Source organism: Puia sp. (assembly GCF_035546395.1).
In the GTDB taxonomy this organism is placed as follows: domain Bacteria; phylum Bacteroidota; class Bacteroidia; order Chitinophagales; family Chitinophagaceae; genus Puia.
Genome location: NZ_DASZXR010000015.1, coordinates 449225 through 461851, shown reverse-complemented (window position 1 = coordinate 461851; position 12627 = coordinate 449225). Strand labels below are relative to the sequence as shown.

The window sequence follows — 12627 nt, the reverse complement described above, 5'->3', positions numbered from 1 at the left end:
AGTAAAATTTTTCATACATGTGGGAATCCATCGCCCGTCTGGTCCTGAAATTCCGGTTATTTTGGCTCATTGCGTTGTTGACGCTCACTGGCTTTATGGCTTTTCGGGCATCCCGGGTCCAACTGAGCTACGATTTCAACAGCGCGATCCCCACCGATAATCCCAAATACAAGGCCTACCAGGAATTCAGAAAGTTGTTTGGCGAGGATGGGAACCTGCTGGTCATCGGCGTACAAACGGACAAACTTTTCCAGCTGCCGGTGTTTACCGACTATATCGCGATGAACGAGGCGCTGAAAAAGGTGCCCGGGGTGGATGATGTGCTGGGGATCTCTTCGGCGGTGAATCTCGAGCGGGATACGGTCGGCCAGAAGATGAGGGCCGTGCCGATCTTTCCCGCACATCCCGTTTCACAGGCCGCGATCGACAGCGGCAAGGCGGTGTTATTGGGACTGCCTTTCTACGAAGGCCTCCTTTTCAACCGGCAGACCGGCACCTGGCTGACGGCCGTGCATGTCAACAAGGCCGTAATGAACTCGGCTCAGCGGATCGTCACGGTGAATGGCATTACGAAGCTGGTCGACAGTTTTGGACAGCGTAACGGGCTGGACATGCACTATAGCGGCCTTCCGCTGATCCGGACCCGGATGGCGACGAAAGTGGCGTCGGAGACCCGGTGGTTCCTGCTGGGATCGGTATTGATGCTGTCGCTGATCCTTTTTCTTTTCTTCCGGAGCGTCAGCACCATGCTGCTGTCCCTCGCGGTGGTCATCATCGGCGTCGTTTTCAGCTTTGGAACGCTGGATCTGCTGGGATATAAGATCACCTTATTGAATGCCCTAACCCCTACCCTCGTCGTGGTCATCGGCATCCCGAACTGTATCTATTTCATGAACAAATACCATACGGCCTACCGCGATACGGGTGACAAGCGGGAGGCATTGGTGGTGATGATCGGCCGGATGGGGGTCGTTACGCTGTTTTGTAACCTGACGGCAGCGATCGGGTTTGGGGTCTTTGCGCTGACGCGAAGTTCGATCCTGAACGAGTTTGGCGTGGTCGCCGGGATCAATATCATGGCGTTGTTCTTTATTTCCTTTATCCTGATTCCGGTAGTGCTCAGTTATCTGCCTGCGCCCAGGCCGGGTCACACGAGATACCTGGAAAACCGTATGCTGTCGGCGGTGCTGAGGCGGCTCGAACGCTGGACCCTGCATCACCAGGGAATGATCTACTTCCTGACGGCGCTGGCCGTTGCCGTCTCCATCGTGGGTATGCTCCGGCTGCGGTCGGAAGGGTTTATCGTGGATGATCTCCCGCAGAAGGATAAGCTGCACGCCGATCTGAAGTTCTTCGAGAAGAATTTCAAAGGGGTGATGCCGCTGGAGATCGTGATCGACACCAAGCGGAGAAAGGGCTTACGGGCGGGGATGGTGAAGACGTTGGACAGCATCGACCGGCTTTCCGCTTACATCGCCGCACAGCCCGATATGGCAAGACCGCTGTCACTGGTGGAGGGCCTGAAGTTCGTCCGCCAGGCCTATTATGGAACGGACAGCACGGGATACATCGTTCCCAATGGAGTGGACCTCGAATTGATCGTCGCCTATCTCAACCTGAACGGCGCAAAGAGCGCCGAGGGAGCAAAGAACAATAACAACCTTACCAAGTTGCTCTTGAGCTTTGTGGACAGCAACCAGCAGCGGCTGCGGGTGAGCATCCAGATGGCGGATATCGGCAGCAGGCGGCTCCCGGCGGTGTTGAGCGATCTCCAACATCAAACCGACCGCCTGTTCGATTCCTCAAAATACAAGGTGACCTTTACGGGGACGAGCGTGACGTACCTGGAGGGCAGCAGCTTCATCATCAAAGGTCTGAAGGATAGTATCCTCTGGGCGTTCGTGCTGATCGCAGCCTGTATGCTTTTCCTGTTCCGGAACCTGCGCATCCTCATCTGTTCGCTGGTGCCCAATGTCATCCCGCTGGTGATCACGGCGGGGATCATGGGCTGGGCGGGGGTCCGGCTGCGGCCTTCGACCGTGATCGTGTTCAGCATTGCGCTGGGGATCGCGATCGATATCACGATCCGGTTTTTGGTGAATTACAAACAGGTGGGAAATGCCGAGGGCGCGGAGAAGGCGGTGATCGACACGATCAATACGACGGGGATCAGCATTCTTTATACTTCGCTGGTGCTGACGGCGGGCTTCGTGATCTTCTGCTTTAGCGATTTTGGCGGTATCCTGGCATTGGGTTGGCTGACATCGTTGACGCTGGTGATCTCCACGGTCACGAACCTGGTGTTCCTGCCGGTATTATTGCTCGGATTGACGAGAAAAAAGAAGAAGGCGGACTAGAATTCGACGAGACTGTTCTTTATTGCAAACATGACAAGACCGACGCGGGTGCGCACCTTCAGCTTTTCGAACAGGGTGTTGCGATAGTTGTCAACGGTTCTGGGACTGATGAACATCTTGTCGGCGATATCCTTGTACGAGAGTTCGGAGCAGACCAGGCGGAGGAACTCCTTCTCCTTATCGTTGAGCACGATGGGGTCTTCGGGATTGCCGAGGTCTTTATGCAGACCGCTGATGATCTTACCCGAGATATATTCCGAGAGATAGAAATCCTTTTTCATGATGGAGTCGAGGGCCAGTTTCAGCTCTTCGGGTTCGATATTCTTCAGGATGTAGCCTTTGGCGCCGAGGCGGAGCATGCGGATGATGGTGTTCTCATCGCTGAACATCGAGAGGGCGAGGACTTTTATCTGGGGATAGTTCTTGTGCAACCACCGGACGGTCTCATAACCGTCCATGTCCGGCATATTCACGTCCAGCAGGACCAGGTCGGGAATGATATTTTGCGAGATTGTATTCTTGAGATCCTTGCCGTTGTCTCCTTCGAACAGGACCGCATATGACTCGAAGGAGCCGATGAGTTTTGCCAGCGCCTTTCGCAGCAGACTGTGATCATCTACAATACCGACCTGAATTTTCTTGGTTGCTGCTGACATAATCCATTTATTGATTGGCCCTCGGCCGACGGGCCCTTGCCTTATACTTTATCCTTTTCCAGGGGTAGTTCCACTTTTATGGAGGTTCCCTTACCCGGTTGACTTTGAACGGTGATCTGTGCGCCGATCAGGGAGGCGCGGTTGGTCATGCTTTTCAGGCCAATACCGCTGGAGGAAGATGCCGTAGTCCGCTTGTTGTCGACGTCAAACCCGACCCCATTGTCCTCCACTTTCAGAACAAATTTATTATCAATTGAGTAATTAACCGCAATATTTACATAGGTGGCCTTGGAATGTTTTAAAATATTGTTCATCATCTCCTGGAACATGCGGTAAAGGAATATAGATCGCTGATTATCAAACGGGTACTCCTCCCCCGTGACGGCAAAGTCCACTTTCAGAAGACCGGTGCGCTGTAGGGCGTCGAGGTCGAATCGCATGGCTTCGACCAGTCCGATCTGGGTGATGCGGTCGGTATGCATGCTCTTGGTGAGATTGCCCATGTCGAAGATGACCTTGTTGAGCATCTGCCGGCTGGCCTGGACGCTCTCGTAGGCGGGATGATCTTTTTCCAGCGGGAGAATGGAAAGAGAGAGCTTGACCACGGAAAGGACCTGGCCTATGTTGTCGTGGAGCTCCTGGGCGATGGTCTTGAAGGTGGTTTCCTGGATCTCCAGCTGGGAGCGGAGAAGTTCCTGCTGGTATTGGTCTTTCATGCGGGTGAGTTGCTGTTCCTGCCGGTGCTGGCGGCGTTGATAAAGGAATAGCATGGTGACTATGAAGCCGACCAGGAGCAGGGCCAGGGCGATCCCCACTAGGATTATAATGAGGACTTCCTGATTCTGAGCCTGCATAGAAAAGCAATGCTAAAGGAGGTGTATAATAGGATGTCCAGGATGTTGAGAATCCACCATAGGTTATGCAAGATAAACTCCGGCATCGAGCCGAGATTGTTTGTCATTCCAATGATCGGAAAGCTACAGGAAAAATAGAACAGCAGACCAGAGCAGATCCAAAAATCGGGGTTGCGGGCCAGATTGACAGACCGGGGCCGCTGGAAAAGTTCGAAGAAGTAGAAAACGCAAAAAGCTACCAAAAGCAGGCCCCCCAGGGAATAGGTGATCGTATGGAATGTATCGATCTTCCTTTGGATGAAAAGAATATTAATAACAGCGATTAGCGGAAAGACCCAGATCAGATTAAAGACGATCCTTTTTACCACAGGTTGCTGGATGATCTGGTACAGGATGTAGAAATAGAAGCAATTTTGAAAAATTGTCAGAATATTCAGCAATGATATGTTGTGTATGCCAACGGCAGCCTGATAATCGGTGATCCCAACTAATATCGTAACGAGTAAAAGAAAGATTGGAAATAGCCGTAAATAAAGGTTCGACGGGCCTTGCCGGTATAGAGTGAAGCTGGTCAGCAAAGCAACGAGAACAATAAAAAAGCTGAGAAAATAGAACATTTGTTGGCAAAATAGCCTTAATTTCTCACTTATGCCAGTAAAAAAATAGCCCGGAAATTTGATTCCGGGCTATTTTTTTCTCATATTAGTCGGGCGTATTACGCTACAACCATTCCCTTATCTCCACGATCGACCAATGATGTAGTGGTGGCAGGACGACGACTTCCACCGAGTCCACCTCCGCAAACCGGGGGGCAGAAAGGCATATCGCCATAAGCGAGGATGCGTGCGTCTTTCCCTTCGGACATATAGATCTCCTTTGAAGCTCCATCGGCGCCTTTACGCGTGCCGATCATGACAAGTGTTTGATGGTTTGAATAAATAGGCTGGGGTTCATAGTTTTCCGGATAGGCTGCGAAATGGAAACGAACTCCGTCGCCGCCATGCAGTTTGATCCGCTCGATCAGGGACTCCAATTCTTCGATTGAAACGGAGACTGTGAGGGAATCTTCCTTGCCGATCTTCTCGGAATTGTCGACCCAACGGTTCTGCTTATACGTGCTGAGAAGGGTTGCGACATGCTCATTAGTGAGGAATTTGCCGGCATTTACGGATTTTTTTGCAATAGTGTTCATAGCTGACTGTTTTTAGAATGTTGAAGAATAATTTGCTGTTGTAAATGTATTCCCAACCGTTCCACAGCGCGCTTCGCAAGGAAATATAAATCACCCAATTATAAATTAATATTATCCGTAAAATAAAGGGGATCAAACAATCAGAGGCTAATTATGACAAAAAAAAGGTTTTTTCTGCATATAAAAAACAGTAAAAAGTCGGCGGAAATGCACGTGAAGTACGCAGTAGAAAGTTGCGTGTTTTACGCAAAAAAATTACGGGTCATTTTTCTTCCCCTATTTTAACCCGTTTGACATTTTTATAGGACATTTAGTACAGAGGTTGCCAAAAATGTCCCGTTTTTAAATTTTGATATCCTTAAGAAGTAATCACCTGTGCTACTGCTCTAATCCCAAAAGTTTAATTAGCAACAGCATACATAACCATTAACACCTTATCCTGTTAGCTTTTGAAGCGTGTTTGGGTATGTATGCTGATGCCTCCAGCCAAGATATAAACGCTAATGCGGACTTAAATAGTGCGCATGAGAAAATCGATCGACGGCTTACCTCCTGTTACCATTCAAAAAACCGGCCAATGGTCGGTTTTTTGTACTTTTGCGACCCGGCGTAAAGGAAAAAAATCCCATCTGGCCGCAAAAACATCTAATGAACAAGCAAATCAAGTCAGCATTAATCTCCGTTTTCTACAAGGACGGACTCGCCCCTATAGTAAAAAAACTACACGACCTGGGGGTGAAAATATTCTCGACCGGTGGTACCCAACAGTTGATTGAATCCCTCGGATTGCCCTGTGTGCCGGTCGAAAGTCTGACTTCTTATCCCTCGATTTTAGGTGGCAGGGTAAAGACATTACACCCTTCCGTTTTTGGTGGGATCCTCGGCCGGAGAGATAATCCTGTTGACGTCGAAGAGATGGCGCGATACCAGATCCCGGAGATCGACCTGGTCATTGTCGACCTCTATCCGTTCGAAGAGACGGTGGCCAGCACGACCGATGACAAGGCCATTATAGAGAAGATCGATGTGGGCGGGCCCTCGATGATCCGCGGCGCGGCCAAGAATCATAAAGACGTGGTCGTGATCGCTTCCAGGTCCGACTATGGCTGGCTGGAGAATATGCTGAATGAACAACGGGGGGAAACCACCCTCGAACAACGCCGGATGCTGGCGGCGAAGGCCTTCGAAGTATGCGCGCATTATGATGTAGCGATCGCAAAATATTTTGTTCCGACGGGCGGCAATTATTTCCTCGAGTCTGTTCCCTCCCCAAAATCTTTGCGTTATGGGGAAAATCCTCATCAGTCCGCCCAATTCTATGGCAAGCTGGAAGACATCTTCGAGCAGGTGAACGGAAAAGAACTCTCCTATAATAACCTGGTGGACGTAAATGCCGCGGTTGAGTTGATCCAGGAATTTTCCGGAGAAGGCCGGGCCGTCTTTGCCATCATCAAACATACGAATGTCTGCGGCGTGGCCGTCCGGGCTTCCCTGAAGGAAGCCTGGGACAGCGCGCTTGCCGGTGATCCCGAGAGCGCCTTTGGCGGGGTTTTGGCCTGCAATCGTCCCGTGGATAGGGCAACGGCCGAAGCCATCAACGAGATCTTTTTCGAGGTGTTGATCGCCCCGGCCTTCGATGCCGATGCCCTGGCGATCCTCCGGTCGAAGAAGAACCGCATCCTGCTATTGCAGAAGTCGCCCGTGAAGCCCGCCCAACAATACCGCAGCCTGCTGAACGGTGTGTTGCAGCAGCAGACGGACGAAGGGAATTATAGCGACTGGAAAGAAGTCGGCGGCCGTACCGCTACTGCCGCGGAAAAGGACGATCTTATTTTCGCGAATATCGTTTGTAAACACCTCAAATCAAACGCGATCGCCCTGATCAAGAACCTGCAGCTGGTCGGTAAAGGCTGCGGTCAGACGAGCCGGGTGGATTCCGTCCGGCAGGCCATCGGCAAGGCGGGTCAATTCAATTTCGACCTGCATGGGGCCGTGCTGGCAAGCGACGCGTTCTTCCCTTTCAATGATTCGGTACAGATGGCGCATGCCGCCGGCGTGACCGCGTTTATACAGCCGGGCGGGTCCATTCGGGATAAGGATTCGATCGATTATTGCGTGGAGAACCAATTGGTGATGGTGATCACCGGGATGCGGCATTTCAAGCATTGAGTGTGCGCGACAATTGCGTCGCTGCCGTAGCATCGCACTTGACGGATGGTATCGTCAATGATCCCAAAAGATCTCTTCTCTAAGAAACACCTCGTACGCCTCGCGCCACCCCGCGAACTGCGGATCAGTCCCCAGAAAGTGATTGTGCCAGATGGTGACCATCATACCGCTGACCTTGCGGATATGATGATAGTAGTGCATCAGCTCCTGCCGGGCGCGGGCGGCTGTAAATCCCTGCTCGTAGTAGGAGTTGGCATCCATGAAGCAGAAAGGGAAAATGCGTAGTGAAGTTGCTTCCTCTTTTTCCAGATCATACCAATAAAAGGATGAGGCCACGGAGGCCCGGAAACCGTTGATGGACCCGTAGCCCATCGAGAATTCCTGTTCGATGCCGGCGGCCAGCAGCCGGCGGAACGTCCCGGGAAGCGTAAAGCGGATATAGTGCTGGCGGCTGCGGGTGATGGGTTGATCGGCCATGGTGCAGAGCCATTCGATCTCCTCCCGAAGGAGTTGCGGATGGTCGCCACTGTGCCACGAAGGATGGATGCCCAGGCGATACCCGGCGCCGTGATAGTGGATCAGCTGCTGGAATGCGGGGGCCGAAGGCGAGATGTTGCGGTCCACACCCCTGTTGTGTTCGGCTACGAGAAAGAAATAATAAGGCTTGAGCCGGCAGTAGAGATGGAGCGAATCCAACCATTCATAGGCGTCGAAGGGATCGGGCTTGCGGCCGGCCAGCACTTCGGCGCGAAGGCGCAGCTGGCTGAATTTTCCGGTAGCCAGGGCCTTGAGAAAGCCCGCCGCATTCCGTTTCCACCCCTTATTTAAAAAGGACCAGGCGATATCGATATCATAGGTGGGAACAAATTTAAAGGCCGGGTAGCGGAAAATGAGCCCGGGGAATTTGCGGGTGAGGGCCTCGCGGAGATCGGCCAACCAATAATTCACCAGCGGGATATCGAGGAAACCTTCGCGCCAGGCCAGCGAGTTGGTATGGGCGTAACGGCCATAGCTGTCCTTTTCATGCGGCAGATATTCTTCATAGCGGCTGATCAGATAGAATATCGCCGAAAGGATATCAAAGGGAAGGTCGCCGTTCGTGGCGAAGAAGGCTTTGCGGCGGTTGTGCTCGAAGCAGGAGATGTTTTGCGACTCGATGCCGGTGGCGAACAGGAGACCTGCGGGCCGGATATGGAAGGCCCCGTCTTGCGGCTGATCGGAGTAATTGATCTTCGGACCGGAGGCGGCGGCAAATTGGACCGGATCGGTAGTGATCGTAATGGGAATATCGAACAGCTCATTGGAGCAGAAACCGATAGTGTATCTGAGCCGTTCGGTGTTATGAGAACAGAATAAGATCATTCCATTTCATTTCGCCCGCTCGGTCTTCCAGCGCTGGTTAAAGGTTTGGGGTGCGAAATCGAGTGCTGCGCGGTGAGCGGTCCAGGCTTTGAAGGCCCGGTTGACCACCCAGTTCTTGACACGCGGGCCACCCATATTCATCATATTCCGGCTGAGGCTCGCTTTCTTCCACACCGTCCAGGCCAGCTTCTCGGCCCAGGTCGCATAGCCGTCCCCGACGGCCTCGTAGCGATTCTCCAACAGAAGCTCGTGCAGGTTGATCTTTACCGAACAGACCTCGGTACAATTGCCGCAGAGCGAAGAAGCATAGCTGAGATGCTTCCATTCGCCCATGTCCTTGAGATGGGGAGTGATGACCGAACCGATGGGACCGCTGTACGTGGTGCCATAGCTGTGGCCGCCGATGTTCTTATAGATGGGGCAGGCGTTGAGACAGGCGCCGCAACGGATGCAATAGAGGCTTTCGCGGCTCCTGGCATTGGCGAGGATATTCGTGCGGCCGTTGTCGAGCAGGATGATGATCATTTCCTCGGGGCCGTCGGTCTCGCCCGGCTGGCGGGGACCGGTGATGATGGTATTATACACCGTTATCCGCTGACCGGTGCCATAGGTGGCGAGCAGGGGCCAAAAGAGGCCGAGATCGGTCATGGAAGGAATGACTTTTTCGATTCCGGCGATGACGATGTGCGTTTTTGGAAAGGAGGCGCTGAGCCGGGCGTTCCCTTCGTTTTCGGTAACGGCGATCCCGCCGATGTCGGAGATGATAAAATTGGCGCCGGTGATGCCGATCTCCGCCTGGACATATTTCTTGCGGAGCTTTTCCCGGGCGACGAGGGTCAGCTGCTCGGGAGTGAGGCCCGGCCGCGTGTTGAGCTTTTCGGCGAAGAGCTTCGCCACGTCCTCCTTGCTCTTGTGCATAGCGGGCGTCACGATATGGTAGGGCGGTTCCCCGTCCAGCTGCTGGATGTATTCGCCAAGATCGGTCTCTACGCTCTCGATGCCGTTGTCTTCGAGGAAATGGTTCAGTTTCAGCTCCTCGGTGACCATGCTCTTGCTTTTGACGATGGTCTTGCAGTGCTTTTCCTTACAGATCGCGAGGACCTCGGCGAGGGCCTGCGCGGAGTTCTCGGCCCAGATGACCCGGCCGCCACGCTTGGTGAAATTGGATTCGAACTCTTCGAGCTGCTGGTCCAGCGTCTCGAGTGCCCGCCATTTGATATTCTTGGCCCGCTCCCGCGCCAGGTTGAGCTCGGCAAACTGCTGCTTACCCTGGGGCACGACCGCGTTGTAACGGCCGATATTGAAGTTGATCTTCTTCCGGTGATCAAGGTCTTCGGCCTTGACGGTACTTTTCGCGATGAAATTGGCAGCCGTATCTGTCATTTCTTTTGCTTTTCCGAGTTATTTCTTTCAGCAATCTGCTCGAGCACGCCATAGAAATCTTCCCCGTACTTGCGGATGATGGCTTCTTTGAGGAAGACGTAAACGGGCACTTTGAGCTTCTTTCCCTGTACGCAGCCGGGACGGCACATCGTATCCCTGGGCTCGTAGTTGACGAACTCCCCAGCCTTTGTCTTTCCGGTCTTTATGGGATAGAGGTGGCAGCTGATGGGCTTTTTCCAGCTGATCTTCCCGTCATAGTATGCCTGTTCGATGCCGCACTTGATGATGCCGTTGGCGTCGCGGAAACCATAAGCACACATTTTCCCTTCGATGGTGGGGGTCACCCAGCCGAACTCCCGGTCATATTGATAGCGGCCGCGGCTTTCGATCTCCTTGATCCCTGCGGGGGTAAGATAGGGTTTTACGATCTCATAGACGGCGTTGAGCTCGTCGAGCTCGGCTTTTTCGAGCGGGGCGCCGGCATCGCCGTCCTCGCAGCAACCGCCCTTGCATTTGAGGAGATCGCAAACGAACTGTTCACGGACCACATCGTCACTGACCAAAATATTGTCGATAGCTATCATAATATATGACGCCTTTGGGCTTGTGAGAAATTAGCCCTTGGCGTCAGATGGCTAATTTATTGGCCTTCGGCCAATGGGCCTGTAGCCCATCTTTGCAAATTTACATCATTTACGGGCTTGCGGGGCGAGGTTCTTCCATCGGAAGGTATTGATCAGGTGGTCCATATCCTTTTCAAGGAACTGGTTGACCACACCCAGGGAGTCTTCGTTTGGCGTCGTATCGAAATAGAGGGCGCCGCGCAGGAAATGACGGGTCGTATCGGTGACAAAGAATTGCTTGGCCGTAGCGGCATTGCCGCCGACGCTGAAGAAGACGCCGCCTATCCCGTTTTTGGTGACGAAGGGGGAGTCCTCGATGGCGCTGGCCTTATAGGTGTGTTTGAAGGTGAGCTTGTAGGCGTCGTCGCGCAGCTTGTCGAATTTGTTTGGACCTATTGCTTTATAGCTGACGTAGATGCGGGCGCCAAAGCGGGGAAAGTCGATGTTGATCCACCAGGGGTTCGGGGCGACGGTGTCGAAATAGGTACTGTCCTTCAGGATGTTGGCGTATATGGGATATTCGAAGGTATAGGGGTAGCCGGGCTGGTCGAAGGTCTGATATTCATGGGGCGGGAAATCAATTTTAAAATACCCGCGGCGTTTGGGAGTATAGACCGAATTGCAGGAATAAATAAGAGCCAGGAATAGAATGAGGATGGTAGTTCGCATGATTTAGGATTGCATTCTGATAGCCACCTTTACTTTTTTTATACGGCTGCTGTCTGCCTCGAGCACGGTGAATTCAAAGTCTCCGCAGGGGATGACGTCGTTGACCTTGGGAATATCCCCGGATATCTCCAGGATGAGACCGGCGAGGCTGTCGCTTTCGCCTTTTACCTTGTCGAAGGTGTCGACGGCCAGGTGCATGATCTTGCAGACGTCGTGGAGCATCGTGCGGCCTTCGAAAACATAGCTACCATCGTCGAGGCGGCGATTGGTGGGTTCTTCCTCATCGAACTCATCGCGGATGTCCCCGATGACCTCTTCGAGGATATCTTCGAGCGTGACGATGCCGCTGGTACCGCCGAACTCGTCGACAACAACGGCAAAATGGACCTTCTTCTGCTGGAATTCCTGCAGGAGGTCTTCGATCAGCTTGTGTTCGTGTACGAAATAGATCGGCCGAATAAAGGGATGCCAGTCAAAGCTATCGGGCTCGCCGAGGGAGCCGATGAGGTCGCGGCTCTGGATGGTGCCGGCCAGCTCGTCGAGGCTGCTCTTATACACCGGCAGGCGGGAGTAGTGCAGGTCTTCTATCTTTTGCTTCAGCTCGCCGAAGCTCAGGTCGTAGCTGACGCCACAGACATCCAGGCGGGCCCGCATGACCTGCCGGACGGTGATGCTGCCGAACTTGACGATGCCTTTCAGAATATTTCGTTCATCTTCCGAAGCTTCGTTCCTGACGGACTGATCGATCTGGTAGCCAAGCTGCTCGAGCTCCTGTCCCGGCTTTTTGCTTCCGAAGAAGCGCTCAAGCGCTTCGGATTGATGTACGGCCCAGTTGCTTACGCGGCGGAAGAGCAGGTTGATGAGCTCGATGATGCCGGAGGTATAGTAGGCGAATTGGAGGTTGTTCTGGGTTGCCCAGATCTTTGGCATCACCTCGCCGAAGAGGATCATGACGAAACCGATCAGGATCACCTTCAGGAACAGCAATACCCAGAAATTGGGTCTTGGGAGGATCATTTCATCGATAAGGAAGTTGGCGAGGATTATGATGGCGATATTGATGATGCTGTTGGCAATGAGCAGGGAAGCGAGGAGGGTCTTCGGCTCTTCGAGCAGGGTGACGATGCGTTTCCAGGAAACATCCTGCTTGGTCTTCAGAATATTGATATCCTTGTAAGTAAGCGTGAAAAAAGCGACCTCTGATCCGGAGAGGACGAAAGAAAGCAAGAGAAGAAAAAGAATAACAATGGCCAGGACCGTGGTTGCCTGGGGATTTATAAGGAGTAATTCCAAAACAAACAGATTTCGTTTATGATCCTGCGAGTCTAATGTCCGGCCTTCGGCCGGGGGACCTCCGGTCCG

At 52.8% G+C, this 12627-nt stretch carries 11 protein-coding genes; 3 read left to right on the top strand and 8 right to left on the bottom strand.

Translation table 11 applies throughout. The annotated features are described in order from the left end of the window. The first annotated feature begins 17 nt into the window (after positions 1-17). Positions 18-2357: an efflux RND transporter permease subunit gene (locus VHE34_RS19965; protein ID WP_325590932.1), complete on the top strand. Its 2340-nt coding sequence runs from the start codon at positions 18-20 to the stop codon at positions 2355-2357. Here the strand turns inward: VHE34_RS19965 and VHE34_RS19960 are convergent. Together VHE34_RS19960 and VHE34_RS19955 are read right to left on the bottom strand one after the other, a co-directional pair. Next, positions 2354-3013, bottom strand: a complete 660-nt coding sequence (locus VHE34_RS19960) for a response regulator transcription factor (RefSeq protein ID WP_325590929.1) — start codon at positions 3011-3013, stop codon at positions 2354-2356. The genes VHE34_RS19965 and VHE34_RS19960 overlap by 4 nt on opposite strands. Before the next feature lie 41 nt (positions 3014-3054). Beyond that, complete coding sequence (locus VHE34_RS19955; RefSeq protein WP_325590926.1) at positions 3055-3867, bottom strand: sensor histidine kinase; 813 nt, start codon at positions 3865-3867, stop codon at positions 3055-3057. Positions 3868-3932: 65 nt separating this feature from the next. Between VHE34_RS19955 and VHE34_RS19950 the strand changes: the two genes are divergently transcribed. Then, positions 3933-4193, top strand: coding sequence for a hypothetical protein (locus VHE34_RS19950; protein ID WP_325590921.1), 261 nt, complete (start codon positions 3933-3935; stop codon positions 4191-4193). 389 nt (positions 4194-4582) lie between these two features. Here VHE34_RS19950 and VHE34_RS19945 read toward each other — a convergent pair whose 3' ends face one another. Beyond that, a complete protein-coding gene (locus tag VHE34_RS19945) occupies positions 4583-5059 on the bottom strand; it encodes a hypothetical protein (protein WP_325590917.1) in 477 nt (158 codons plus the stop codon). A 648-nt stretch (positions 5060-5707) separates the two neighbouring features. On the opposite strand from VHE34_RS19945, the gene purH reads away from it, so the two are divergent. Then, positions 5708-7228, top strand: coding sequence for a bifunctional phosphoribosylaminoimidazolecarboxamide formyltransferase/IMP cyclohydrolase (gene purH / locus VHE34_RS19940; RefSeq protein ID WP_325590913.1), 1521 nt, complete (start codon positions 5708-5710; stop codon positions 7226-7228). A gap of 54 nt (positions 7229-7282) precedes the next feature. Here the strand turns inward: purH and VHE34_RS19935 are convergent, their stop codons facing one another. From VHE34_RS19935 to gldE, 5 genes are all read right to left on the bottom strand, one after another. Beyond that, positions 7283-8590, bottom strand: a complete 1308-nt coding sequence (locus VHE34_RS19935; RefSeq protein ID WP_325590909.1) for a DUF7033 domain-containing protein — start codon at positions 8588-8590, stop codon at positions 7283-7285. Between the two features lie 6 nt (positions 8591-8596). Next, a complete protein-coding gene (locus VHE34_RS19930; protein ID WP_325590905.1) occupies positions 8597-9973 on the bottom strand; it encodes a LutB/LldF family L-lactate oxidation iron-sulfur protein in 1377 nt (458 codons plus the stop codon). Next, positions 9970-10557 carry a DUF3109 family protein gene (locus tag VHE34_RS19925; protein WP_325590903.1) on the bottom strand — a complete coding sequence of 196 codons (588 nt, stop codon included), beginning with the start codon at positions 10555-10557 and terminating at the stop codon, positions 9970-9972. Before VHE34_RS19925 ends, VHE34_RS19930 begins: the two co-directional genes overlap by 4 nt. Positions 10558-10662: 105 nt before the next feature. After that, entirely contained in the window at positions 10663-11265 is a 603-nt protein-coding gene (locus tag VHE34_RS19920) for a hypothetical protein (protein ID WP_325590901.1), read from the bottom strand. Between the two features lie 3 nt (positions 11266-11268). Next, positions 11269-12558, bottom strand: a complete 1290-nt coding sequence (gldE, locus tag VHE34_RS19915) for a gliding motility-associated protein GldE (RefSeq protein ID WP_325590898.1) — start codon at positions 12556-12558, stop codon at positions 11269-11271. Positions 12559-12627 lie beyond the last annotated feature (69 nt).

Bases quoted from the DNA above. Each gene is read 5' to 3' on its own strand.
- VHE34_RS19965 (WP_325590932.1), top strand. From the start codon at position 18: ATGTGGGAATCCATCGCCCGTCTGGTCCTGAAATTCCGGTTATTTTGG.
- VHE34_RS19960 (WP_325590929.1), bottom strand. From the start codon at position 3,013: ATGTCAGCAGCAACCAAGAAAATTCAGGTCGGTATTGTAGATGATCAC.
- VHE34_RS19955 (WP_325590926.1), bottom strand. From the start codon at position 3,867: ATGCAGGCTCAGAATCAGGAAGTCCTCATTATAATCCTAGTGGGGATC.
- VHE34_RS19950 (WP_325590921.1), top strand. From the start codon at position 3,933: ATGCAAGATAAACTCCGGCATCGAGCCGAGATTGTTTGTCATTCCAAT.
- VHE34_RS19945 (WP_325590917.1), bottom strand. From the start codon at position 5,059: ATGAACACTATTGCAAAAAAATCCGTAAATGCCGGCAAATTCCTCACT.
- purH (WP_325590913.1), top strand. From the start codon at position 5,708: ATGAACAAGCAAATCAAGTCAGCATTAATCTCCGTTTTCTACAAGGAC.
- VHE34_RS19935 (WP_325590909.1), bottom strand. From the start codon at position 8,590: ATGATCTTATTCTGTTCTCATAACACCGAACGGCTCAGATACACTATC.
- VHE34_RS19930 (WP_325590905.1), bottom strand. From the start codon at position 9,973: ATGACAGATACGGCTGCCAATTTCATCGCGAAAAGTACCGTCAAGGCC.
- VHE34_RS19925 (WP_325590903.1), bottom strand. From the start codon at position 10,557: ATGATAGCTATCGACAATATTTTGGTCAGTGACGATGTGGTCCGTGAA.
- VHE34_RS19920 (WP_325590901.1), bottom strand. From the start codon at position 11,265: ATGCGAACTACCATCCTCATTCTATTCCTGGCTCTTATTTATTCCTGC.